At 29.9% G+C, this 24,164-nt stretch carries 22 protein-coding genes, 2 pseudogenes and 1 riboswitch; of the genes and pseudogenes, 7 read left to right on the plus strand and 17 right to left on the minus strand.

Annotation, left to right across the window (positions count from 1 at the left end):
- Positions 1 to 96: 96 nt before the first annotated feature.
- Positions 97 to 570, minus strand: coding sequence for a DDE-type integrase/transposase/recombinase (locus BUB83_RS22895; RefSeq protein ID WP_207649325.1), 474 nt, complete (start codon positions 568 to 570; stop codon positions 97 to 99).
- Between the two features lie 15 nt (positions 571 to 585).
- Positions 586 to 1,443 (minus strand): transposase, encoded by an 858-nt coding sequence (locus BUB83_RS22175; protein ID WP_200801426.1) that lies wholly within the window; start codon positions 1,441 to 1,443, stop codon positions 586 to 588.
- A 175-nt stretch (positions 1,444 to 1,618) separates the two neighbouring features.
- Between BUB83_RS22175 and BUB83_RS03730 the strand changes: the two genes are divergently transcribed.
- Positions 1,619 to 2,167 carry a hemerythrin domain-containing protein gene (locus BUB83_RS03730; protein ID WP_073337113.1) on the plus strand — a complete coding sequence of 183 codons (549 nt, stop codon included), beginning with the start codon at positions 1,619 to 1,621 and terminating at the stop codon, positions 2,165 to 2,167.
- 191 nt (positions 2,168 to 2,358) lie between these two features.
- Here BUB83_RS03730 and BUB83_RS03735 read toward each other — a convergent pair.
- Positions 2,359 to 3,429: pseudogene (locus tag BUB83_RS03735) on the minus strand (PEP/pyruvate-binding domain-containing protein); the annotation flags it as partial.
- Between the two features lie 387 nt (positions 3,430 to 3,816).
- Here BUB83_RS03735 and BUB83_RS03740 point away from each other — a divergent pair.
- Complete coding sequence (locus BUB83_RS03740; protein WP_073337115.1) at positions 3,817 to 4,173, plus strand: NifB/NifX family molybdenum-iron cluster-binding protein; 357 nt, start codon at positions 3,817 to 3,819, stop codon at positions 4,171 to 4,173.
- A gap of 135 nt (positions 4,174 to 4,308) precedes the next feature.
- Here BUB83_RS03740 and BUB83_RS03745 read toward each other — a convergent pair whose 3' ends face one another.
- The 3 genes from BUB83_RS03745 to BUB83_RS03755 all read right to left on the minus strand — a co-directional run bounded on the left by BUB83_RS03745 (position 4,309) and on the right by BUB83_RS03755 (position 7,159).
- Positions 4,309 to 5,064, minus strand: coding sequence for a DUF975 family protein (locus BUB83_RS03745; RefSeq protein ID WP_073337116.1), 756 nt, complete (start codon positions 5,062 to 5,064; stop codon positions 4,309 to 4,311).
- Positions 5,065 to 5,339: 275 nt separating this feature from the next.
- Positions 5,340 to 6,728, minus strand: coding sequence for an MATE family efflux transporter (locus BUB83_RS03750; protein WP_073337117.1), 1,389 nt, complete (start codon positions 6,726 to 6,728; stop codon positions 5,340 to 5,342).
- Entirely contained in the window at positions 6,728 to 7,159 is a 432-nt protein-coding gene (locus tag BUB83_RS03755; protein WP_073337118.1) for a MarR family winged helix-turn-helix transcriptional regulator, read from the minus strand. The genes BUB83_RS03750 and BUB83_RS03755 overlap by 1 nt, the downstream gene beginning before the upstream one ends.
- A gap of 581 nt (positions 7,160 to 7,740) precedes the next feature.
- On the opposite strand from BUB83_RS03755, the gene BUB83_RS03760 reads away from it, so the two are divergent.
- Both BUB83_RS03760 and BUB83_RS03765 read left to right on the plus strand, forming a co-directional pair.
- Entirely contained in the window at positions 7,741 to 8,085 is a 345-nt protein-coding gene (locus tag BUB83_RS03760; RefSeq protein WP_073337119.1) for a sulfite exporter TauE/SafE family protein, read from the plus strand.
- Between the two features lie 23 nt (positions 8,086 to 8,108).
- Positions 8,109 to 8,609, plus strand: coding sequence for a hypothetical protein (locus tag BUB83_RS03765; RefSeq protein ID WP_207649324.1), 501 nt, complete (start codon positions 8,109 to 8,111; stop codon positions 8,607 to 8,609).
- A gap of 81 nt (positions 8,610 to 8,690) precedes the next feature.
- Here BUB83_RS03765 and katG read toward each other — a convergent pair whose 3' ends face one another.
- The 3 genes from katG to BUB83_RS03780 all read right to left on the minus strand — a co-directional run bounded on the left by katG (position 8,691) and on the right by BUB83_RS03780 (position 12,710).
- Complete coding sequence (gene katG / locus BUB83_RS03770) at positions 8,691 to 10,892, minus strand: catalase/peroxidase HPI (RefSeq protein ID WP_073337121.1); 2,202 nt, start codon at positions 10,890 to 10,892, stop codon at positions 8,691 to 8,693.
- Positions 10,893 to 11,157: 265 nt separating this feature from the next.
- Positions 11,158 to 11,490 (minus strand): hypothetical protein, encoded by a 333-nt coding sequence (locus BUB83_RS03775; RefSeq protein WP_073337122.1) that lies wholly within the window; start codon positions 11,488 to 11,490, stop codon positions 11,158 to 11,160.
- A 464-nt stretch (positions 11,491 to 11,954) separates the two neighbouring features.
- Positions 11,955 to 12,710 carry a glutamine amidotransferase gene (locus BUB83_RS03780; protein ID WP_084133389.1) on the minus strand — a complete coding sequence of 252 codons (756 nt, stop codon included), beginning with the start codon at positions 12,708 to 12,710 and terminating at the stop codon, positions 11,955 to 11,957.
- A 744-nt stretch (positions 12,711 to 13,454) separates the two neighbouring features.
- Positions 13,455 to 13,636, plus strand: a riboswitch (Lysine riboswitch).
- Positions 13,637 to 13,742: 106 nt separating this feature from the next.
- Between BUB83_RS03780 and BUB83_RS03785 the strand changes: the two genes are divergently transcribed.
- The 3 genes from BUB83_RS03785 to BUB83_RS03795 all read left to right on the plus strand — a co-directional run bounded on the left by BUB83_RS03785 (position 13,743) and on the right by BUB83_RS03795 (position 16,163).
- Complete coding sequence (locus BUB83_RS03785) at positions 13,743 to 14,561, plus strand: transporter substrate-binding domain-containing protein (protein ID WP_073337123.1); 819 nt, start codon at positions 13,743 to 13,745, stop codon at positions 14,559 to 14,561.
- Between the two features lie 66 nt (positions 14,562 to 14,627).
- Positions 14,628 to 15,410 carry an amino acid ABC transporter permease gene (locus tag BUB83_RS03790; RefSeq protein WP_073337124.1) on the plus strand — a complete coding sequence of 261 codons (783 nt, stop codon included), beginning with the start codon at positions 14,628 to 14,630 and terminating at the stop codon, positions 15,408 to 15,410.
- Between the two features lie 18 nt (positions 15,411 to 15,428).
- Positions 15,429 to 16,163: an amino acid ABC transporter ATP-binding protein gene (locus tag BUB83_RS03795; RefSeq protein WP_073337125.1), complete on the plus strand. Its 735-nt coding sequence runs from the start codon at positions 15,429 to 15,431 to the stop codon at positions 16,161 to 16,163.
- A 126-nt stretch (positions 16,164 to 16,289) separates the two neighbouring features.
- On the opposite strand, the gene BUB83_RS03800 is transcribed toward BUB83_RS03795, so the two are convergent.
- The 8 genes and pseudogenes from BUB83_RS03800 to BUB83_RS03835 form a co-directional block, all read right to left on the minus strand.
- The gene (locus BUB83_RS03800; protein WP_073337126.1) at positions 16,290 to 17,750 is read right to left on the minus strand and encodes a nicotinate phosphoribosyltransferase; all 1,461 of its coding nucleotides are present in this window, start codon (positions 17,748 to 17,750) and stop codon (positions 16,290 to 16,292) included.
- Positions 17,751 to 17,788: 38 nt separating this feature from the next.
- The gene (locus BUB83_RS03805; protein ID WP_073337127.1) at positions 17,789 to 18,328 is read right to left on the minus strand and encodes a cysteine hydrolase family protein; all 540 of its coding nucleotides are present in this window, start codon (positions 18,326 to 18,328) and stop codon (positions 17,789 to 17,791) included.
- A 36-nt stretch (positions 18,329 to 18,364) separates the two neighbouring features.
- Positions 18,365 to 19,168, minus strand: coding sequence for a ribose-phosphate diphosphokinase (locus tag BUB83_RS03810; protein WP_073337128.1), 804 nt, complete (start codon positions 19,166 to 19,168; stop codon positions 18,365 to 18,367).
- Between the two features lie 24 nt (positions 19,169 to 19,192).
- Positions 19,193 to 20,093: pseudogene (locus BUB83_RS03815) on the minus strand (NUDIX hydrolase).
- Positions 20,094 to 20,375: 282 nt separating this feature from the next.
- The gene (locus BUB83_RS03820) at positions 20,376 to 21,176 is read right to left on the minus strand and encodes an ABC transporter permease subunit (RefSeq protein ID WP_073337129.1); all 801 of its coding nucleotides are present in this window, start codon (positions 21,174 to 21,176) and stop codon (positions 20,376 to 20,378) included.
- Positions 21,169 to 22,059 (minus strand): ABC transporter ATP-binding protein, encoded by an 891-nt coding sequence (locus BUB83_RS03825; protein ID WP_073337130.1) that lies wholly within the window; start codon positions 22,057 to 22,059, stop codon positions 21,169 to 21,171. The genes BUB83_RS03820 and BUB83_RS03825 overlap by 8 nt, the downstream gene beginning before the upstream one ends.
- 173 nt (positions 22,060 to 22,232) lie before the next feature.
- Positions 22,233 to 23,372, minus strand: a complete 1,140-nt coding sequence (locus BUB83_RS03830; protein WP_073337131.1) for a PfkB family carbohydrate kinase — start codon at positions 23,370 to 23,372, stop codon at positions 22,233 to 22,235.
- Positions 23,373 to 23,602: 230 nt separating this feature from the next.
- On the minus strand, positions 23,603 to 24,145 hold the full coding sequence (locus tag BUB83_RS03835) for an EF-hand domain-containing protein (protein ID WP_073337132.1): 543 nt from the start codon (positions 24,143 to 24,145) through the stop codon (positions 23,603 to 23,605).
- Positions 24,146 to 24,164 lie beyond the last annotated feature (19 nt).

The following is a 24,164-nucleotide window of genomic DNA, read 5'->3' on the forward strand; positions in this document are numbered from 1 at the left end:
ATTTTGAATTTATTAGGCGTTAGCCTGCGAGGCTTCAACGCAGTATTTTTGAGATAACTCAATTAATTTACACCAACGAGAGGGCATGTCCTTGATTCAATCAAACTCTGGTATTACAACTGGAATTCTACCTTCAATAGATGAATGTGGTCTTAGAAAGTTAAAATAAGTACAAAACAAGGTAACAAAAGAAATAGAGCCATTAAAGCTATTGAAACCATTTGTTGTTTTGTAACTACGTTTAAAAGTTCGATTAAGGCATTCTATTATTTGTTTTAAGGGTCTATATTCTTTAGAAATAGGGTCGTCATTAGTAAGACCAATAACTTGAGTTACATCAAAATTTATATTGTGTTGTGCAAAAAATAGTCTAGCTAATAGATATATTGGATTGCCATCAACAACAAAGTTTAGTGTCTCAGGAAGTTCCTTAAGCTTAACTAAAACATCGTTTATTGCTCTAATAGCTAAAGGAGTATCCCTATTTGGAGATATACGATAAGATAGAATGATTTTCTTTGCAGCGTCAAAGAAAAAACAAATATAATGCCATTTACCGTTGACTTTGATATACGTTTCATCACCTCAAAAGGATTCTGATAGCTCATATGGATAGTTGTCAACTAGCGGTTTAACAACTGTAGAAACAGCATCAGCATAGTTTTTTATTGATTGATGAGATATTTTTATACCATGGATATCATACATTATTGCAGCTGTTTTTCTTAAAGATAAGCTATAGTTTACGTAATAAGTAAGAATTAAGCCAATTGTGTAGGATGAGGCCATAAAGTTAGAAATAGAGTGTTTTGGAGCGATAGGGCTATCTTTACTAAGAGGCATAAAATCAAAGTTAAATTCTCTATAAAGGTATCTTACCTTAAGTGCCTGAGGGTCCTTTTTAAATAACTTTTTTTCTTCAGTTGTCATTGAATTTAAGTTATGTTGATAGTAAGAACAATCATCATTTTTGCACTTGTGGATGATAAAATCTTTACGTTCCTTTATTTTTGAAAGAGCCTTACTGCAATGAGGACACTTGAGTTTAACAGTTAAACGATAGTTATTGGGTTTAAAAGTAGTGGAACATACCTTGCAAAGGTACTGACCACCACCACCGTTGTTGTCATAGATATAGTTATGTGGAGCGTTACAAATTGGGCATATTAAAGAACTAGGCGTAGCCGTTTTACCCTTACGGGATCTCACAGGCTTTAATTCCTTGCCATGTTCATTGAAATAATTTCTAAGTACTTCCTTATAGTTTAGTTTTTGTGGTTCTTCAAATATAGGAAGATCATCGACTTCCATCTTTCGATACTCCTTTTTAGTAGGTTTTTCTTCCGGAAGAGAAGTAAATCCCTTTCCAAAGACTATAACCATTAAAGTTGTAACTAAACTATGCAAATAAGTTATGTATTGAATTAGTAATGTATTAATCATGTTATAAACTTGCCTCCTTCTTTATTTGGAAATTTTGATCTCGTAAATTAAAATAATAACCTCTTTATTGAGGGGGTGCAAGTCTATATATAGAAAAAGTAGATAAATAAAGGGTTTGTGTGAAAGTTATTAGCATAACTTTTGACACTACCTATCTAAATCAAGGAGGTTTATTATGAAAAGTATTGAAATTATGGTGCATGAGCATAAATATATAAAAAGAATGTTAAAGGTTACAAGAAAAGCTTGTTCAAAGGTTTTAAATAATGAAGATATTGAATACAATGAATTCTTTAATGTAATAGATTTCATTAAAAACTATGCTGATAAACATCATCATGGAAAAGAAGAAAATTTTCTATTTAATAAAATGGAAGAGGAATTGGGCCCAATTGGATATAAGCTTATTAGAAATGGAATGTTGGTAGAACATGATTTAGGTAGATTATATATTCGACAGCTAGAAGAAGCAGTGAATAAAGTTATCTCTGAGGATAATGAAGCTAAATTAGACTTAATAGCCAATGCAATTTCTTACACAGACCTTTTAAATCGTCATATCGATAAGGAAGATTCCGTTATTTATACTTATGCTGAAAAAAATTTATGTGAGAAAAGTCGTAATGAAATAGAAACTGCTTGCTTAGATTACGAGGAAAATAATACCGAAATTGCTAAAAAGTATATAGCTTTATTAGAAAAAATGGAAAAAGAATTTCTATAATAAAAAATAACCCCATACTTTGTTTAAAAAGTTTGGGGTTAATATTTAACTTATTTTAGGGGGATAAGTTTTTTATTTATCTGTTATTAATATAATAATATACTTATGTGACAACTAAGTGTTAAAAATGTTTCCAAAATGTTAATTCACTTACCCCAATATTAAAGTAAATGTTAATGCTGTTTTATTTCTTCTTCAAGGAAGTCAGCAGCAATTTTAACTGCAGCCGTTCTTGTTCTTTTTCCATTTCTTGTTTGTAGCAAATATAGTTTTCCTTGTTCAATAGTAAACTCTATATCTTGCATATCTTTAAAATGTTCTTCAAGTTTTCGTGAAATTTTTATAAACTCTTTATATACTTCTGGCATATCTTTTTCTAATTCTTCAATAGATTTAGGTGTTCTACTACCCGACACAATATCTTCTCCTTGAGCATTGCTTAAATATTCTCCAAATATCTTATTTTCTCCTGTTACAGGGTTTCTTGTAAAAGCAACTCCTGTTCCTGAGTTTTCACCCATATTTCCAAAAACCATTGCTTGCACATTAACCGCTGTTCCGCAATCACATGAAATATCATTTGTTTTTCTATAAACCTCTGCTATAGGATTATTCCATGATCCAAAGATAGCTTTTACTGCCTCAATTAATTGTACTTTTGGATCCTCTGGAATATCTCTCCCTATCTCTTTTCTAATGTATTCCTTAAATCTTACAATAATTTCTTTTAACTCTTCCGTATTCAAATCCGTATCGAATTTAGCCCCTTTTTTTTCCTTTGCAGTATATAAAATACCTTCAAATTCTTTTCTTTCAAGACCTAAAACAACCTCTGAATACATCTGAATAAACCTTCTATAAGAATCATATGCAAATCTTTCATTATTAGAAATATTCGCTAAACCTACTACTGATTTATCATTCAACCCAATATTTAAGATAGTATCCATAATTCCTGGCATTGAAGTTCGCGCACCAGACCTAACAGCTACTAAAAGGGGGTTTTTATTATCACCAAACTTTCTTCCTACAACTTCTTCAGTTTTAATCAAGGAAGCTTCTATTTCATTAATTATATATTCTGGTATACTTCTACCCTCATGATAAAACTTATTGCATGCATCTGTAGAAATAATAAATCCATAAGGAACAAGAATCCCCAAATTATTCATTTCGCATAAATTGGCTCCTTTACCTCCTAGAAGATTATTCATCTTCGAATTACCTTCATCAAATAGATACACATATTTTTTGATTTCCATCTCTATCCCCTCATTTTTTTCAATTATTATTTAATACATCCCACTATTTAAAGGAACCCTTATTATCGTTCTATATATAGTAAACCTTTACTTTATCTCTTTCGGATTTCACAATGAACTAGTTTCCAATATGACTAATTTTGAAATTCACTACAATAAAATTTTAAATAATAATTATATATTATCATTTATCAAGTCAAAAATCTATAGGCATATCTTACTCAACCTAAAATCAATGCAACTTGATTTATAACTCCTATAGCTATCACATCAATCAACTATTGACATAACCTTTATACATCTATATCATATTATAAAGGGGCATATGCTAATAATCAAATTATATGCATGATGCTACTTTAAATATTTTATAGGGGGAATACTATTATGAAAATTGCATTACCATCTAGAGATAATCTTATAGACGACCATTTTGGTCATTGCGAATACTTTACTGTTTATACCATTGACCTAAATAGCAAAGAAATACTTTCCGAAGAAACCATTCCATCACCTGCCGGCTGTGGTTGCAAATCAAATATTGCAAAGATTTTAGCAGATAAGGGTGTATCCCTTATGCTAGCTGGTAATATGGGTGGTGGTGCTGTAAATGTATTGAACAATTCTGGCATCGAAGTAATACGTGGTTGTTCTGGAGACCTTAAAACTGTTTCTGCCAAATGGCTTGAAGGTGTTATTTCTGACTCTGGTGATTCTTGCCACCAGCATGAATGTCATGACTAAATAAATCAAAAATAAACATAATATTAATATTTTGGTAATAACCAAAAAACTCAGCGCGAGAAATTCTCTTTACTAAGTTTTTTGGTTGTTCCACAATCAAAACTAAATTTTAAATAAAACACTATTTTGTATTGTTTATATATAATTTATATTTTCTTTTTGAAGATTAAGTTCATCATAAGTAGTAAAACCTTTATTTATTGCATTTTCACGTAATTCTAAATATAACTCAGCCATGGTGGCATCCTTATATGGATTTACAAATAATACTCCTACACCAAACAAAAGAACCCCTAACAAATACCAACCAAAAAAAGATAGATCCAAAACAAACATATCTAATTTCTCTCCATTTGTCATTTCATTACTTAATTCAATTGCTCTATTTGAACCAATACCTGGATTATCAGCTAGAATATAAGGAACCATTCTATACGCATATGATTTAACTATTCCTGGAATTATAAGCAAAAGTGTCCACAACAGTGTATACACTTCTTTTAAAAACATGGTAATTAAAACTTGACCATATCTTCCATCTTTAAAGCAAAAACCCAAGTAACTAATATCAGCATTTTTTTCTGAAGCTTTTAAAAAGTACTTTTTACCACCCACTTCAAGCATATAGCCTATTACTATTCTAAGAATTATTAAAATCAATATTATGGATGCTAAAAAAGCAAAAAATCTATTATATACATATATTATTTCTCCAGGAAATGAATTTCCATGATTAATATATGAATCTGAATTATTTCTTGTATTGCTAAAATTCCATGAATTTTCACTACCTCCTGCTATTAAAATAATTAAACTAACTAAAAAAGACTTCCAGTAAGTAAATCTTAAAACTTCTTTTGCTCGAGTTTTAATTAACTCTCTTGTCCACATACATTTACCCCCTCTTTAATTAAGTGAAAAATTCCAAACTAATTTCCTTTTATATAATATATTATATCAATAATTTCTTTCCAATATTAACAAACAAGTTACAAAACCTAATATTTTATCAGTATAATAAATTTATCAGCTAATGGTAAATTGCAAACAAAATTTAAAATACGTTGATTTTACGTAAGCTTTACCTATATAATATAAATTATAAAATTTTGCAGAAAAAGAGTAGCACATTGTGCTACTCTTAAAAAAATTGACACCTAACATTTTTATACTAAATCACAATTAGGTTCAACTTGAATTTTGTCATCTAAGTCTTGAATTTTTTCTTTATAAATTTTAATAGCTAAGTACCCAGAAATTGCAAGACAAACTATTTCAGATATTGGGAATGCCATCCAAACTCCTGTTACTCCAACTAATTTACTCAAAATGTAAGCTGCTGGTAATAAAATTATAATCTGTCTTGTAAAAGATGTAATAAGGCTTGCTTGCGCATCCCCAAGTGCTTGAAAAGCAGTAGATAAAACTATTGCTGTACCTGAAAAAACAAATCCTATACTGATTATTCTTAAACAATCAATACCGATTGCTTCCATCTGTGGTGTACTACTAAATAGCATAAGTAATTGTTTTGGCATTGACATGAATATAATAGTACCAACCAACATTATTGTAGATGCATATATACTACCATATTTAATAGCATCTAATAATCTTTGCTTATTTTTAGCTCCATAATTATATCCAACTATAGGCATAATTCCTTGTACCAAACCGAATACAGGCATATATACAAAAGACTGTAATTTGAAATATGCTCCAAATACTGCAATAGCTGTTCCTGAAAATCCGGCTAAGATTAGATTTAATCCGGACACCATTATAGATCCCAACATTTGCATAACTATAGCTGGAATTCCAACTTTAAAAATTTCCCCTGTGATTTTGTTACTATAATGAAATTTCTTTAAGTTTAGTTCTAATCCATTTTTGTTTTTAAGTACAAGTTTTAAGGCATATATCATAGCACTCATTTGACCAATAACTGTTGCTATAGCAGCTCCAGATACCCCTAATTTAGGAAAAAACAGCAATCCAAAAATAAGAATCGGATCAAGAATAATATTAGTTATTGCCCCTAATAATTGTATTTTCATAGAACTTATCATATCTCCAGTGGCTCTTAAAATATTCATACATACTTCAGATATAATACTACCAAAAGAAAATACCATAATGATGGTAGTATATTGTACCGCATATTTAATTACAACTGCATCATCAGTAAACATGCTAAAAAACATTTTAGGTAGGAATGTAGCACAAATAGCAATAATACTCCACAATGCAATACCTATGGCAAATCCGTGTTCTGCTGCATTTGAAGCATCATTTTTGTTTCCCTCGCCTAACTTTCTTGATATAAATGAATTAACCCCTACACCTAGACCCACAAATATTGATATTATTATTATTTGTATTGGAAAAGCTATAGATAAAGCTGTAAGTGCTTGTTCTGATATTCTTGCTACAAATATACTGTCTACAACATTATACAAGGCTTGCACAATCATAGACAGCATTGCAGGCAATGACATTTTTATTATTAACTTCTTTACATCCATATTTCCTAGTTTATACATGTTTTCATTCATTATTCTTGCTCCTTCAATTTTGTTATTTTATCTACCATTTGTGCTAAAATACATTTAACTTTTTCAATATCTTCATCTTCAATGTTATTAATTATAATATCTTCCCATTCATTCAAAATTTCTTTAATGATAGGCAAAATATTTCTTCCTTTATCAGTTAAATATATATCTTTTTCTCTTTTATCATTTTCACTAATAACTCTATCAACATAATCATATTTCTCAAGATGAGAAATTATTTTCGTTATAGTCGCTTTGTTAAATAAAAAGAATTCATTAATTTTAGTTTGATTTGCTCCATTCTCATGCTTTAAAAATATCAATACTTCTGCTTGAACTTTATTTAAATTATATTTTTTTAACTTAATATCAGCATAGTTTTTTTCATTTCTATACAATATGGAGATATTTCTTCCTATTATTTTATGCATATTTTTCTCCTTTTTTAATAGTTGCTTGGGAAACCATTGTTATTATACATCAAAATAGTTTCAAAGGCAACTATTATTTTTACTAACCATTTTATGTATGGCGTTTGATAGTAATATGATATATCCATCGTTTAATTTTAAGACCAATTACAAAACAGTAGGTATGCCACCTCCATTGTCATGCACATATAAATTAACTCGATTTTGTTCTGTTTGTTACAGCTCAACAACAACTTCCCCCCCTGCATCTGTGAATTTATAAGCATTGGTTAGTAAATTTTTTATATTTAAAATACACTCTATGAAAGTATAAACAAAAATCCTTTCACTACTCTTAACTAATTCTCCATAAAATCTCTACATCTTTATGTTAATATACTTATACAAAATTTCGAATAATGTTGCAAAATAAAATCAAATGAACTTATAAGAAAGGATGATAAAAGTGAAAATAATAAAAGAAAGAATATTAGTACAAGATATGCATTGTACCTCTTGCTAAAAAATAATTGAGAAGAACTTAAAAAACCTTCCTGGAGTTTTCAGAGTATACTGGAAGTTTTATAGGTGGAGCTACCTCAATGTTTGCTTTTTCATTAGGTACTGTTCCGTTGATGCTATCTTTTGGTGCTCTTACAGGATTTTTAAGTAAAGATTATACAAAGAAAATACTGAAACTAAGCGGTTTTATGATTTTATTTTTAGAAGTGATAATGACAAATAGGGGCTTAGCTTTATCTGGATTAAATATTAAAACTTTAATTCCAGATACTAATTATAATTCTACTGATACAGATAATACAGAAGAGAATACTACGAATTTTGCAAAAGCTACTATAAAAGATGGATATCAAGAAGTAAAAATAAGCGCTCTGGCAAGAGGATACACTCCAAGTGTTCTTTATGTTCAAAAAATATCCCTGTAAAAATGATAGTAGATGGTGAACAGTTGCCATCCTGTAATAATGCAATTGTTATACCTTCCTTCAATATTCAAAAGAAATTGACTTCTGGTGAGAATTTAATTAAGTTCATCCCTAGTGATAAAGATAATAATTTTAGTTGTTTGATGGGTATGATTTCAGGAGTGATTAAAGTAACTGATAATCTAGATTTAATCACCGCAGAATCTGCGGCTGCTGATGTTGAAGAAGTTCCCTACGAAAGTATATACGGACCAGATTTGAGTATATTTCTAGCTGAAGTATTAGTAAAAATTGCTTTAGTTGAAAATAAAAAACAATCTATAGAGATTTTAGGAGTTCAGTTAGAATTAAATCCATTAATTGTTGTTGCTGAAAAAGGAAAAGAACTTCAGATTAAATTTGACGCTGCAAATGGATACGCAATTCTATTGGATAATAATATAGCTGGAGTTATTGAAATTGTTGATGACATCAATAATGTTGATGTAGAATCTATAAGAAATAAATATATTCCTAGCAACTAAAATATAACTGTTGATTGCCATGAAATAAATCCACTACAATTTAATAAAGGAACAGTTCTCATAGAGCTGTTCCCTTTATCTTTATAGGTGTTCTTGAATATGAAAACGGTCTGCATTCATTACTTTATTCCATGCTGCTACAAAATCTTCTATAAACTTTTTCTCATTGCCATTAGATGCATATACCTCAGCAACTGCGCGGAGTTGTGAATTTGATCCAAATATAAGATCAACTTTTGTTGCTGTCCACTTTTTATCCCCTGTTTCTCTATCTAAACCTATAAATTTTTCCCTGCATTCAGGTAATGGGTTCCACAGAGTGTTAATATCAAGAAGATTTACAAAGAAATCATTTGTAAGGCATTCTTCTCTCTTTGTAAACACGCCATCCTTTGATTGTTTATAATTAGTATTTAACACACGCATACCACCAATTAATACTGTCATTTCTGGAATAGTTAGTGTTAATAATTGTGCTCTATCAATTAACATTTTATCTGATGTTACTTCATATTTATCCTTTACATAATTTCTAAATCCATCTGCCTTAGGTTCAAGAAAACTAAAGGATTGTATATCTGTTTCCTCTTGGGTTGCATCAGTTCTTCCTGGTGTAAAAGGAACCATAATGTTGCAACCTGCATTTTGGGCAGCTTTTTCAATAGCAGCACATCCACCTAATACAATAATATCAGCTAAAGAAACCTTTTTTCCCTTTGAATGTGAACTATTAAAACTACTTTGAATTTCTTCTAGAGTATTTAAAACCTTGCTAAGCTTCTCCGGCTCATTTATTTCCCAATATTTTTGTGGCTTCAAGCGTATTCTTGCACCATTTGCCCCTCCACGCTTATCTGAACCACGAAAAGTTGATGCAGATTCCCAAGCTGTTGTAACAAGTTCTGATATTGACAATCCTGAAGCTAAAATCTTATTCTTAAGTTCTGAAATATTCTTTTTATTAATCAATTTATAGTTGGCTTTTGGTACTGGATCTTGCCAAATAAAGTTTTCTGTTGGAACTTCTGGTCCTAGATATCTGGATATTGGTCCCATATCTCTATGGGTCAATTTAAACCAAGCTTTAGCAAAAGCCTCAGCAAATTTTTCTGGGTTTTTTAGATAATCTAATGCTATTGCTTCGTATATAGGATCATTAATAAGTGATAAATCTGCTGTAGTCATCATAGGTCTATGCTTTATTAATGGATCATAAGCATCAACTACCATATCCTCTTCCTCTACATTTATAGCTAACCATTGGTATGCTCCTGCAGGACTTTTAACTAATTCCCACTCATATTTAAATAATGTTTTTAAGTAACCCATTGTCCACTTTGTAGGTTCTGCTTTCCATGCTCCTTCAATGCCACTACTTATGGTATCTGGACCCTTACCAGTTTTATAGCTACTTTTCCAGCCAAGCCCTTGCTGTTCAATAGGTGCAGCTTCTGGCGCTGGTCCAACATATGAAGGAGATGCAGCACCATGGCATTTACCAAAAGTATGTCCTCCTGCTATAAGAGCAACAGTTTCCTCATCATTCATTGCCATACGAGAGAAGGTTACCCTTACATCATTGACTGATGCTTTAGGGTCTGGTTTTCCATTGGGTCCCTCTGGATTTACATAAATTAAACCCATTTGTGTTGCAGCAAGAGGATTTTCAAGTTGATTATCATCTTTATCACGCTCATCACCAAGCCATTCTTTTTCACTACCCCAGTAAATTTCCTCCTGAGGTTCCCAAACATCCACTCTGCCACCACCAAAACCAATTGTCTTTAACCCCATAGATTCTAATGCACAATTACCCGTCAATATCATAAGATCAGCCCAAGATATTTTATTTCCATATTTCTTTTTAATTGGCCAAAGTAAACGACGCGCTTTATCTAAATTTATATTATCAGGCCAGCTATTAAGTGGTGGAAATCTTTGCAATCCTTGCCCTCCACCACCTCTACCATCGTAAACTCTATAAGTTCCAGCACTATGCCAAGCCATACGAATAAAAAATGATCCATAATGACCATAATCAGCAGGCCACCATTCCTTAGAATCTGTCATCAACTTATATAAATCCTTCTTTAGTTCATAATAATCTAGTTTTTCAAATTCTTCAGCGTAGTTAAAACCTTTAGACATAGGATTGCTTAGCTCTGAATTTTGACGAAGAACATTAAGCTTAAGCTGCTGTGGCCACCAATACTCATTAGTTGTTCCCTCACCAGCTACTGATCTACTTGTTCTTCCTGTCACCGGACATTTACCTTCTAACATAACTTATCCTCCTTACCTGTCTTTTTTACCTACCTGCATACCTATAGGTAATGCAACTTTTCTCATAAAAATACTGTTACAATAAATTATATAAATATATAACTTGTATTATGAGTCAATTGGATAATAATGTTTGGTAAGGTTTTTTGAATTGTTTTTCTTTAAAATTAATTCATGTATCAACTATATCGTAAAAGGTCGTCTTACTTTCAAAAAAGTCTACTCAAAATTTGAGTAGACTCTTTTTAATTAATAATTATTCATCTTACTTTACTACTTTTAGTTCATTCCTTAAATTAATTATACTTGAATCATTATTTACTGTTCTAATAGTAAGAGAATTCACATCCAATTGAAGTTTATCAATTTTCCTATCAATTGTATCTATTTTTTCTGAATTCTGCATATATCCATCAAACAGATCTTCTATTTTAGGTTTTATTTCATTCTCGATTATTGTATTTGTTTTATTAGCTTCTTGTTTTAATCCATTTACATCAGACTTCAGTTCACTAATTTCACTATTTACTTTTTGAAATCCTTCTTGCATATGAATATACATTTTTTCCATCAAGTTAAATATTTTATCATTTTCCATAGTCTTTCAGCTCCTTTAAAAGATTATATACAGAATCATTTTTAGATTCCATAATAATTTTACTTTCTTAAGTATTGATAAATGTGATTCAATTCTTTCTAATTTATTATTAGTTTTACTTTGATTATCTAACTATTTAAACTAACATAGCTTTATTTCTGTATCCATAATCTGAACTCCTAGTATATATTAATTATACCTTATTTCAACCTTATCTTTCTATAGCGTTTTAAACTTACCTGGAAATTCCTATATTGTTATTATTACAAATATACCTTGATTTGATACAAACTTCTATTTGTTTTTACTATGTTTTTTATGGCTAAATACCTTTCCATATCTAATAGGCATCTACTATTACAGTATCAATATTTGTAGTATAAAAATTATAAGATAAAAGAGAATAAATTTGCTTAAATAAAAACCTTCCTCATATGATAAGTAGTTGGGAGCACTTGCTAACATTATAAATTCATAAAATTTTCTAATATTTTAATTCCACTGGTAATTTCCATAATATTATTATAAGTTTTGTCAAAAGAATCAATCTTATCCTTTTGATTTATAGCATAAATTTTTATAATATCTGCTGTAAATTCTGGATGAAATTGCACCCCATAAATACATCCTTTAATTTTAAAACTCTGGTGTGGCTCAAAATCATTATAAGCTAAAAGAATTGCTTCCTTTGGCAACTTAATTGCGCTTTGTGAATGTGTCACATATCCATAAAAAGTACTCTCAATCCCTTGAAACAGCTTATCTTTTTCACCCCGATTTGTTAATTTAATTTCCGTCATCCCTATTTCTGGTCCATTTGAATGATATGAAGTTACTCCATTAAAAACTTGTGCTAAAAGCTGATGTCCATAACAAATTCCAAGGACAGGAATATTCCTGTTTTCAATCCCTAAAAGCCAATGGGATAAATACTCTATCCAACTGTCTTCATCGGTAACCATACTGTGTGCACCTGTTATGATAACACGATCTATATCTTGATAATCCGGTAGTTTCTCACCTTTAAAAACTTTTGACAGTATGTATTGATTTGTTTTAATTCTTTCTAGAATCATATCATGGAAATTCAAATTCCTATTAACTAATTCATCATAGGCATCCCCTGTTTGGATTATTAAAATTTTCTTATTCATCTCAATTTCCTCTTTTTTATTTTCATCCTTAATCTCTTTAAGCAAAAAAGTATTGTTTCCAATCATTTTTCACCCTCCTCTTTAGTTATATTTTTATCTTATGATTTTTGATTATAATTTTTTAAATATAAAAATAAATACAATTTAGCTCATTACAAAGATTGTAAAAAAAGGCGGCAAAGCCGCATCTTCTCAATTCAAAATATAGCGTCAGCGTTAAGCGTTAGCTTGCATAAAGTTTTTTGTAGTTTTTAATGCATAAGTAACTTTTTATAAATTCAATCAAAAATATGCGGTCTAATCCTATGTCCATAAAGTTTCACAAACTCATCCGAGTTATCTCTAAAAATTTCTTTTATTACTCCATTGGCCATTATAAATTCACTTCTATTTTTTAACTGGATTAATTTTGCATAATCCTGACACCCATTGATTTTAAATACTTTACCTAACTCTATTTTATCAAAAAAATTTATACTTTCCTATACAATAAAAAAATAGCCCCACACTTTTTTTAAGAAGTGCGAGGTTAATATTTAACTTATTTTAGGGGGATAAGTTTTTTATTTACTTCTTATTTATATAATAATACAGTTTTGTGACAACTAAGTGTTGAAAATGTTTCCAAACTGTTAATTAACTAGAGTTCTCATACTTATTATGATTTATATTTTTATTCAAACTTCTATAATAAAAACAATAAAATCGCAAATAACCCAATAAAATTTTATTAATTTATCACAAATTCGGTTGACATGACAAAAAAATTATAATAAACTATAGTTAATAACTTAATACAACCTCACTTTCTTGTGAGGTAGAGGCGCGATATTTAACAGTTTTTAGTGGAGCTTGAGGTGCATTGATACTAGGAAGAAGGAAATATTGCCGAAGCAAATAATACTCTCACTATTATTTGCTGGGTCTACAGTTAAGAACTGTAGGACTGTCTTAATAAACTACCCTGTTTATTAAGGTGTGCTATCTCCATTAGGGAAAATGAGGGCTTGAAAGCAAATTTGATATTTTGCGGCCTGTGTTTATCTCAGGCCGTTTTTTATTTATAAAATAATAACAAAATTACAGGGGGAAATAATCATGAAAAAGAAATTATCATTATTAGCAATGGGGTTATCAGCATTTATGTTATTAACAGCATGTGGATCAAAGGGAACTTCTGAAACAGAAACTTTTAGAGTAGGTCTTGAAGCTGGATATGCTCCATTTAACTGGACTCAAATGGATGATTCAAATGGTGGAATTAAAATTGATGAAGGTTCTGAGTTCGCAGGCGGTTATGATGTAGAAATAGCAAAAAAAATTGCTGACGGACTTGGTAAAGAGTTAGTTATCGTTAAAACTGAATGGGATGGACTTGTTCCTGCTTTGACTTCTGGCAAAATTGATGCAATTATTGCTGGTATGTCTCCAACTGCAGAACGTAAAGAAACTATAGATTTTTCAGATAATTACTACAAATCAGATTTAGTTATGGTTGTAAAAAAAGGTGGCGCTTATGATGGAGCTACTTCTATACAAGATTTTAGTGGTGCAAAAATAACTGCTCAATTAAATACTTTCCACTATTCTGTAATAGATCAAATTAACGGTGTTGTTAAAGAGCAAGCTATGGATAACTTTCCTGCTATGAGAGTTGCTTTAGAAGCCGGCATGATTGATGGATATGTTTCTGAACGTCCAGAAGGTGTTAGTGCTCAATCTGCCAATGAAAACTACAAAATGATAGAATTCACTGATAAATTTGAAACATCTGATGACGATACAGCAATAGCTGTTGGATTAGTTAAAGATAGTGAATTAACTTCAAAAATAAATGAAATTTTAGCTGGAATTTCTGAAGAAGAAAGAAGTACTATCATGGATGATGCTATAAAAAACCAACCAACATCTAACTAAAGACTATTTAAACCCAGCTGCATTTATTTGCAGCGGGTTTTATTATTTTTTTCAAGGAGGAAAAAAATGACTTCTGAATGGATTATAAAAATCATTACTGAAAATTGGCCTATGTTTCTACGTGGAGCTGGTGTCACACTTTTAATCGCTATTACAGGTACAATTTTAGGTTCTATTATTGGTTTATTGGTTGGAGTTATACGTACTATTCCTCAACCTGACCGTGGACCAAAAAAAATAATTCTAAAAATTATTACTACCTTACTTTCTATATATATTGAAATTTTCCGTGGTACCCCAATGATTGTGCAAGCTATGGTAATTTATTATGGGTCTGCTATAGCTTTTGGAATAAATATGAATAAAATGTATGCAGCAATTTTTATTGTTTCTATTAATACTGGTGCTTATATGTCAGAAATTGTTCGTGGTGGTATAGTTTCTATCGATAAAGGACAATTTGAAGCAGCTCATGCTATAGGTATGAACCATATTCAAACAATGATAAACGTGGTACTTCCTCAAGTAGTTAGAAATATTTTACCTGCAACTGGAAACGAATTTGTAATAAATATAAAAGATACCTCTGTATTAAATGTAATTGCGGTATCAGAATTATATTTCCAAACAAAATCAATTGCTGGAAATAATTTCAGATTCTTTGAATCATTTTTTGTTGCAAGTATACTTTACTTTATAATGACTTTTTCTGTAACAAGACTTTTACGTTATTTTGAAAGAAAAATGGATGGTCCTACTGATTATATTATGTATTCTAATCAAATGCAGGTAGAGACTCCTGAAGATATGTTGCATAGAACAAAAGAAAATGAAAAAAATAATTATTAAGCGAAGGAGGAAAAAACTATGGAAAAAATAATTGATATTCAACATTTAAGTAAATCCTTTGGAACTCATGAAGTTTTAAAGGATATAGATTTTTCAGTTGAAAAAGGAGAAGTAGTTTGTATTATTGGTTCTTCTGGTTCTGGTAAATCAACCCTTCTTCGTTGTGTTAATCTTTTAGAAAAGCCAAGTGGTGGTCAAGTCATTTATAAAGGTGAAAATATTTTAGATGATAAGCATGATGTCTATGAGTATCGTAAAAACCTAGGGATGGTGTTTCAACAGTTTAATTTATTTAACAATCATAATGTACTGGCTAATTGTACAGTTGGACAAATCAAGGTTTTAAAACGTTCAAAAGAAGAAGCTGAAAAAGTAGCAATGGAATATTTAAGAGTAGTTGGCATGGAACAATTTGTTAATGCTAAACCTAAACAATTATCTGGAGGTCAAAAACAACGTGTTGCTATAGCTAGAGCACTTTCTATGAATCCGGATGTTATGCTATTCGATGAGCCAACTTCGGCTCTTGACCCTGAAATGGTTGGAGAAGTTCTAAAAGTTATGAAAGAACTTGCAGATTTAGGGCTTACAATGTTAATTGTAACTCATGAAATGGCCTTTGCAAAAGAAGTGGCTGATCGTGTAGTATTTATGGATAAAGGGGTTATTGCCGAAGAGGGACACCCTGACACAATTTTTAATAATCCAACCCAAGAACGTACTCGCGAATTTTTAAAGCGTACTTTGAATTAAAAATAAAGCATTTATCTTTCTTATGCTGATATAAAACAAAAAACTGATTTTTTAAGGTTGATACAATTCTTAAAAATCAGTTCTTTTTTGCTAGATACTAATATTAAAATCATATATTTTTCCTAATTAATGTAATCTTTCTCTAATTTCTTTTAATGAATAATCCCGAACTAAATTTCCATCTTTAAATACAATTTCTAATAAGTTATCTTTAAAAGCTTCTTGCTGGCTAATAGTAAGTTCATCTTTATAAAGAATTTCCTCTCCATCTTTGTAAACATAACACATTCCCTTTTGCGATTTTTTAAAATTTCCTGTATCAGTTTTTGGATCTTTGAAAATAAACTTTTCTTCCCCGTTTATTACTGCATGTGTAGCTTTTAGTGCAAATCCAAAGGTATCTCGAGTATTATACTGATAAGTATATGATCCAATACCAAAAGTACAATTATTTGCTGCAAAGCCTTTTTCAGCAAGTTGTGTACAAATTTCTTTACATCTTTCAATTGTAATACTATCTCCATAAATTGTTCCAATATGAGAATTTAAAACTTTATATCCTTTTGAATTAACTTCTCCACCAAAAATCTCCCATAAAAGTTCAACAGTGCCTTTATATTCTGGAGAATCTTTCTTTGCTTCTTTATCCCCACAGATTATTTTTATTGGATCTCCACTATCCCCTCTTATTACAATTTTACCATCTCTATTTAATATATTATCTTTTAATATTGGAAGTATATTAGTTATCACATTCCAATAATCATAAGTATCTGAAACTATACTAAATACTCCACTTGGAAAAACTTCATTAATCAATCTTTTATAAGCTTTAATTTCATCTACTCCATAACTACACATAACGCTATGTTCTGTTGACATAGTTCCTTTTCCCACAATTTCATTTTCCATATTGCAATTATAGTATTTTTCCAAATAAAGTATTGCTGAAATTGTTGCTGTTCCCTTAAATGAAAGCAAATGTCCAGCACTACTAGCTTGTGCACTTTCAATTGAACTAAAGCCTCTCATACTAAAATCCCCACAAGCTTTGCTTACATCACCATTTTCTACAGTTAAATCAAAATATTCTTCAATAATTTCTCTATACCTGTAAGCTATAGTTGCACTTGTCATTGGTTGCCAGATATTACAACTCATAAAAGTCTCCAAGTAATTTACAAGCCAAGCGAAATCATCATGAGTATTACTAATCTCAATCATAGGCGTTTTTATATTTACTCTCCTACCTTCTGCAACTGCTTTAATTTGTATAGGAAGATATCCTAAATCATGTAACTTTTCTATATGCTTTGTATCTGCTGCTATATCACCAAGAGTTTTTGATATAACTCTTTTGTATTCTTCAATAATCTGATTTTTTGGAACACTAAAGAAATTTTCATTAAAATATTCTATTAAATAGTTCTTTATAAAAGGTTGTAGCCCAAACATAACCACTTTATCCATATCTTCTTTTCTACTCATTCTAGGAGTCCAGTAAGATACAAGCTTTGTCATTCCTTCTGCATAGCACATATGGTGTATTGTCTTATAAAAATCAGTTAACAATAATGGATTTATCATTTTATTCTCCCCATTCCTATTCAATATTTTCTACAACTCTATCTTATTACTTTAACACTTAAAGCTTCAATTACATCTAATGCCTTATGATGTAATTCCTCATCAAAACTTGCACAAAGCGATGCATCAACACTTAAATCAACATTTACATATTGAGCTTGAAAGGTTACAACATTACTTATTACACACATATTTGTTACAACACCTACTAATTCTATTAGCTCTATATCATCACCAATATCTTCTGATAATTTAATCATATCCTTTGGTGCTATTCCAAAAGCTTCTTCATTATAATGAAAAGTGTTTTCTGCTCCTACAAATTCATTTAATTTACCATAAAGCTCATGTCCTTCAGTATTTATATAACAATGAGGAACTGGCAAACTCTTTCCCTCTCTTGTTTCTAAATAATTTTCATAGTGAGTATCATAAGTAAATACAACCTTATCTTTATTATCTAAATAATTTTTAACTTTATTATAAATACCTATTTCTAAAGTTTTTGCTTTTTCAAAACCTAATGCTCCATCCACAAAATCCTTTTGATAATCAATAACTACTAATAATTTTTTCATGTTTTTAGCCCCCTATTTTTTATACATAAAACTTTATTATATGATTTTACTTATTTCAATTTTTTCATGGTCTTTGCTTAAAATGCTATTTGTAGTATAAACTTTTTTTATTAAATCAGTTTTTAAAATATCTCCTTTGAATATTGTGTCTTCACAATGTGTTACCACAAGAAATATTTCTGTAGCTCCCATTTCTTTTAATTTAGAAGCTGTAAGCATAAAAGTTCCCCCTTGTGAGCATAAATCATCTACAATGATAGCTTTAAACTTTTGGCTTTCAATAACTCCATTTATCTCTAGTTTCTTTATAAAACCTGTTTTAAAATCTCTTTCCTTGCTTGCAGTTAGTACCTTATCATATTCAATTTGTTTTCCATATCTTTTTGCAGCTCCCGCATCTGGGTACACAATATACAAATTTTCCTCACTAATATTAAGTTTTTTCATTAATTCTTCTGTTAAAACCTTTGACATATCTATAAATCTAACTCTATCAAGTAGTGCCATGCATACCTCTGAATGTGGTTCATATACTAATACTTCTTCAAACTCCAAAGAATTTATTAATTTGCATAAATATTTCAAGGTAAATACTCTCATTCCTTCTGTTCTATCCATTCTACTGTAGGGCATATAAGCAATTTCTAAATTGCACTTTGATTTCTCCTCATCTAAATGATTTTTTAGAAATACCAAATGAGTTATATCCTCATCATTTTCAAATTTTAGTTTTATATTATTAAGTTGATTGGCTTTTACTTTCAAATTTTCACTGCTAATTAAGCTTTCACCATTAGGAAATTTTATTATATTAAGCTTTTCACCATTTAAATAAATCATTTTTTTACCTCTTTTCTTAAATTTTTAAAAATTATGTTCCCATTTTTCATTAAACTTGAATATCTTAGCTGGTCTAAAAGGCTTACCCTCTATTTTCTCATCTGTTTCTATTATCATATCATCCATTTTTCTTCTAAAGTTTAAAATTTCCCTTCCCATTATGGCTTCATAAACGTATTGAAGTTCTTTTACTGTAAACAATCTTGGAAGTAAATTTAAAGCAATAGGGGTATATTCTATTTTATTTCTTACTCTATCTATTGCATAATCTATTATTTTATAATGGTCAAAGGCTAAGTCTTTATTAGTAGTTTCCACCAATTTATAGCTTTGTTCTTTTCTTCTTAAAATACTATTTTCAATTTTTTCTGAAATTTCATATTTTACTTCTATTTCGCCATCTTCACTAATAAATTTTAATAGATATTTATTCAAGTTATATTTTTCATGATTTTGAATTGCAATTAATTTTTTTTCTACCCAAAACCATTTACTTTCTTTTACAGGTTTTTCTTTGTTAAAGTTAATGTTGTCTTTTGATATTAAAGCCATATTTCCTACACTAATAACTCTAGTTCTTGGATCTCTATTTACTTCCCCAAAGCTATATAATTGTTCCATATTATACATTATCAATGCCTGTTTCATCTTTTAATTTTCTAATAGCTCCTTCTTCTAAGCTTTCATCCATACTTATAAAACCACCTGGAATTGCCCATTTACCTTTGTCAGGGTAATCATCTCTTTTAATTAATAACACTTGAAGTCCTTTTTGGGGAACTTTTCGTGAATTTTCTTCTTTCATGTCATCCGTTGTAAATATAATTACATCATTAGTAACACTTGGTCTTTCAAAAATTTTCGGATCATATTTTTTCAAAAATTTTTCTTCATTTATATTTAATTCCTCTTTATTTTCACTTATTTTTTCTTTATCCAAATCATATCACCTCAAGTTTATTTTATAAATCTATCCAATTTAGTTACATAAATATCATAATATTTGTTACTCACATAAAATCACCAAATCACTATTAATCAATTAGATAATATCAATTTGATTTTATGTATTAATAATATAATATATGGTTTTATTTGTAAAGAGTTATTTATAATTTATTTTCATTACTAATCAAAATAATTATTTATATCAAAAAACATAGTAAAAAGCCTTACATCTCAATTTCTTGATGTAAGGCTTTTTTAATTATATAGCCAAGCTTTTCTTGTTGAAAATATAAATTGCACTTCCGTACAAAATTACTGCTACTCCAACAAGAATTAAACAAACCATTGTAGTATAAGAACCATCATTCATAATCTTTTCAGGATTAACAATAGAGTAAACACTAAAATATTTTAAAAACTCAACTTTTTCGCTAATCTCACTTACCATTTTTAGCACAAAGAAAATAATAGGTATCCCTGCTCCAAAAGCAATTGAATTCTTTGTTTCATTAAAGATACAAGAGCATAGAAAGCTAATCCCACCTACAACTATTATAACTAAAAATGTCACTAAATTTAATGAAATAAATTCTTTTATTCTTAAAAGACCTGGAAACAATGATTCTGCCATTATAATAAGTACACTTATTTCAAAAACTATTAATACAAAAGTACTAGTAACTAAATATATGGCTTGTGTTAAAATGATTTCTACTCTTGAATTTGGTGTTGCTAATAAATATGCCATGGAACCACTATCCACATGTTTTGCTACAAGTTTATTAGCCACCATGATTGTATAAATCATTGGAAAAACAAGAAGAATAAATCCATAAAGATAAGATGCTAAATAAGAAGTCAAATCAGCTCCTAATCCATCAAACCCAAAAGCTTTGATCATTCCTTCTGGTAACATTTCAAACATAGCCATCATAGCTTCAGCGCCATCTGGGTCAAACATAGTTATACTTGTAGTAACATATATTAATAACATTCCTGATATAAATGCAAATATTCCCCAATTAAATTTGATATTTGATTTAAATAATGTTTTATTCATTTGAGTGTCCATCCTCTCCATAGTATTTCATAAATACATCCTCTAAAGATTCCTGTTTTACTTCAAGTTTTGTAACATCACAGGTGGATAGGAACCAAAAAAATTGGTTATACGGATACTTAACTATTGCTTGTACTTTATCATCAGATATTTTTTTAGTTTCAAAATCACTATAAAGTACTTTCTTAGCATCTGTAGAAGAGCCCAAAGTTATAACATAAGTTTTAGCTTTCATCTCATCCAAGGCCTTAACATCTTCTATAGCTACTATTTTTCCTTCTCTAATAATTACTGCACGATCACAACTTCTGTGAATTTCCTCAAATATGTGAGAAGACATTAAAATTGTTTTTCCTTTTTTCTTTTCTTCTTGTACTAATTCTAAAAATATATTCTGCATAAATGGGTCCAAACCACTAGTAGGTTCATCTAGAATATATACTTCAGGTTCATGCATAAAAGCAGTAATAATACCTAGCTTTTGCTTCATGCCTTTAGACATTTTTTTTATTTTTCCTTTAGTGTCTAGTTGAAATCTTTCAATTAATTCATCTCTTCTTGAAACATCTTTTGTTTTTCTCATATCAGTCATAAATTTCAAAAATTCCATACCTGTCATATTATCAAATAGCGCCATTTCTCCTGGTAAATATCCAATAATATTCTGCAATTCTTTAGCATCTTTTCGACAATCAAGCCCATTTATTGTGGCTGATCCTTCACTTGCGTTAGCAAACCCAAGTAGGTTTCTGATTGTGGTTGTTTTTCCTGCACCATTAGGTCCCAGATAACCGAAAACTTCACCTTCTTTAACACTAAAATTAACATCAAATATCCCTTTACCACTTTTATAAACTTGAGTGAGATTTTTTAGTTCTATCATTTGCAAGCCTCCATTCAATCTTAATAATCACCTTTGACCAAACGTCGGTCTTTAATTAAATTATATATTCCTCTAAATTTTCTGTCAAACTTATATAATTAAAAGAATAGTAAAAGAGGCTGTTTTATAGCCTCTAAACTTGATTTTTAAATTTTTTTTATCTTTCAATATTCTCAAATACTATCTTCACTCCACAACTTTAAGAATTCTATTACTTCGTTAAAAGTTGGACTTTTTGCATTTCTAACATAAAAACCTGATGTAGCCACACCCATTATTAAAGATTGCTCTGGGGTTAACTCCATCATTTGTGCTAAACAAAATCCTGCATTAAAATTGTCTCCAGCTCCTGTGGTAAGCTTTGGTTTTGGAGTATAAGGTCCCATTACGTTGTAGTAGGTTCCTTTAATTACAGTTGAGGCTTCTATAGTAGGATGAACTACCATACTGTATAATTGTAATTTTTCAGCTAATTGTGTTACCAATATCTTTAAATCTACTTTATTATCTTCATTTTTAATTATTTCTAATCCAAGAATTTCAGCTATTTCAACTGCTTCCTTAAAATTTAATCCTAGTATAACTTTAAAGTACTCACTAAAACTTTGTATAAGATTAATGGCTTCAAGAATATCCTCTTTTTCTCTTTTTTCTGGATCTGCCAAATCAAAAAACACAAGCTTTTCCTCATTGCTTTTATTTAATAAAGGAAACACTTCTTCAAGTAAACCTTTCCATATGTCACTCATATGAGGTAGCATTGTCCAATTTTCCAGTCCTAAAAGTTTTGACTCATTTATCAGTTCAACTAATTTTGTGATGCCTATTATTTTTTTTATATTATCCCAATTCACATCTTTAAGTGATTCTAACTTTCCAACCATTACCTTTCCATCTTCAAACTCCACAGCATCTGTATGACCTGGATTAGCAATTGAATAAACTTTACAAATTTCAGCCATAGCTTCAAATACTTTTTCTAAATGAGGATATCCCAATGCTCCTATATAAGATAAATCTACTCCATATTGAGCAAGAGCATTGCTAAGAATAGGACCATTTCCTCCTAATTTTTCTTGGAGCCTAACCATCTCAATATTTGTGCTAAGTCCTGAGGCTTGAATAATTTTTTCTCCATATTCTTTTATGGTTTTTAATCTTTCATATTCCATTGCATTCTTTCTAGTTGCTACTACATGAAGAATTTCATCTACAAAACCGTCCAGTCCAATAACTGCTTTTAAGCCTGTCCTATCTTTCCCCTCTAAGATTGTAACTAACTCATTTAATTTTGCTTTTAATAAATTTTCCATAATTTCACCTTCTATATTAGAATTTGGTTTATGTTAATTAATATGCTCCTGGAACTTTCAAGCTTATTTACATTTTAAAATATTGACTTTTTTAATTACAATTATTGTTAATTCAATTTTATATTTTTGTATCAAACCTGTCAAGGATAAAATATTAAATAAAACTTTCGCTTTTAAAACACAAAATTTATTCACGCAAAAAAAAGTAGCTAAATAATTAGCTACTTTTTTTATGCGAATGTATCATTTAAATCAAAAGAATAAGAGTTTTGTTGATATTCAGCACTGCTTGTTGTATAAGCACTGATAAGTTGCTTAATAAGATCACTATCACTGCTACTGTTAGTACTACTATAAGTCGTATTTGAGCTAGATAATTTTGTTTCAAGGTCCATCATTTTTGGCATCATAGGTAATTGAAGACCATTATTTTCAGCAACTGAATTAACTTCATCACTATCTAGTATACCATCTGAATTAGTATCATATTCCCCAAAAAACTCCTCTATATCTAGTGATGATCCTGATTCTGTGATAAAAGATTCTACTTCATCTACACTCCAACTTCCATCTTCATCAGTATCAACATTGGGACCTCTTTTACCTTCTGCCCCTTTCATTGGTGGAGGTCCTTGTGGTGGTTTTCTACCTCCAACTTTTTTTGCATCAACGCTCATGCTCTCTTCTTCTGGTTGCTTTGCAGAAACAGAATTTTTTAAAACATTACTACTGTAAGGATTGTAAGCTTGACTGCCAACTCCGCTTATCATCATTTTTATTTCACTCCCTTTT

Source organism: Clostridium grantii DSM 8605, from assembly GCF_900129965.1.
GTDB lineage: Bacteria > Bacillota > Clostridia > Clostridiales > Clostridiaceae > Clostridium_AF > Clostridium_AF grantii.

Excerpts from the sequence above, each read along its gene's own strand:
- BUB83_RS22175 (WP_200801426.1), bottom strand. The coding sequence starts at position 1,443 with ATGATTAATACATTACTAATTCAATACATAACTTATTTGCATAGTTTA.
- BUB83_RS03730 (WP_073337113.1), top strand. The coding sequence starts at position 1,619 with ATGAAAAGTATTGAAATTATGGTGCATGAGCATAAATATATAAAAAGA.
- BUB83_RS03740 (WP_073337115.1), top strand. The coding sequence starts at position 3,817 with ATGAAAATTGCATTACCATCTAGAGATAATCTTATAGACGACCATTTT.
- BUB83_RS03745 (WP_073337116.1), bottom strand. The coding sequence starts at position 5,064 with ATGTGGACAAGAGAGTTAATTAAAACTCGAGCAAAAGAAGTTTTAAGA.
- BUB83_RS03750 (WP_073337117.1), bottom strand. The coding sequence starts at position 6,728 with ATGAATGAAAACATGTATAAACTAGGAAATATGGATGTAAAGAAGTTA.
- BUB83_RS03755 (WP_073337118.1), bottom strand. The coding sequence starts at position 7,159 with ATGCATAAAATAATAGGAAGAAATATCTCCATATTGTATAGAAATGAA.
- BUB83_RS03760 (WP_073337119.1), top strand. The coding sequence starts at position 7,741 with ATGTTTGCTTTTTCATTAGGTACTGTTCCGTTGATGCTATCTTTTGGT.
- katG (WP_073337121.1), bottom strand. The coding sequence starts at position 10,892 with ATGTTAGAAGGTAAATGTCCGGTGACAGGAAGAACAAGTAGATCAGTA.
- BUB83_RS03775 (WP_073337122.1), bottom strand. The coding sequence starts at position 11,490 with ATGGAAAATGATAAAATATTTAACTTGATGGAAAAAATGTATATTCAT.
- BUB83_RS03780 (WP_084133389.1), bottom strand. The coding sequence starts at position 12,710 with ATGATTGGAAACAATACTTTTTTGCTTAAAGAGATTAAGGATGAAAAT.
- BUB83_RS03785 (WP_073337123.1), top strand. The coding sequence starts at position 13,743 with ATGAAAAAGAAATTATCATTATTAGCAATGGGGTTATCAGCATTTATG.
- BUB83_RS03790 (WP_073337124.1), top strand. The coding sequence starts at position 14,628 with ATGACTTCTGAATGGATTATAAAAATCATTACTGAAAATTGGCCTATG.
- BUB83_RS03795 (WP_073337125.1), top strand. The coding sequence starts at position 15,429 with ATGGAAAAAATAATTGATATTCAACATTTAAGTAAATCCTTTGGAACT.
- BUB83_RS03800 (WP_073337126.1), bottom strand. The coding sequence starts at position 17,750 with ATGATAAATCCATTATTGTTAACTGATTTTTATAAGACAATACACCAT.
- BUB83_RS03805 (WP_073337127.1), bottom strand. The coding sequence starts at position 18,328 with ATGAAAAAATTATTAGTAGTTATTGATTATCAAAAGGATTTTGTGGAT.
- BUB83_RS03810 (WP_073337128.1), bottom strand. The coding sequence starts at position 19,168 with ATGATTTATTTAAATGGTGAAAAGCTTAATATAATAAAATTTCCTAAT.
- BUB83_RS03820 (WP_073337129.1), bottom strand. The coding sequence starts at position 21,176 with ATGAATAAAACATTATTTAAATCAAATATCAAATTTAATTGGGGAATA.
- BUB83_RS03825 (WP_073337130.1), bottom strand. The coding sequence starts at position 22,059 with ATGATAGAACTAAAAAATCTCACTCAAGTTTATAAAAGTGGTAAAGGG.
- BUB83_RS03830 (WP_073337131.1), bottom strand. The coding sequence starts at position 23,372 with ATGGAAAATTTATTAAAAGCAAAATTAAATGAGTTAGTTACAATCTTA.
- BUB83_RS03835 (WP_073337132.1), bottom strand. The coding sequence starts at position 24,145 with ATGATGATAAGCGGAGTTGGCAGTCAAGCTTACAATCCTTACAGTAGT.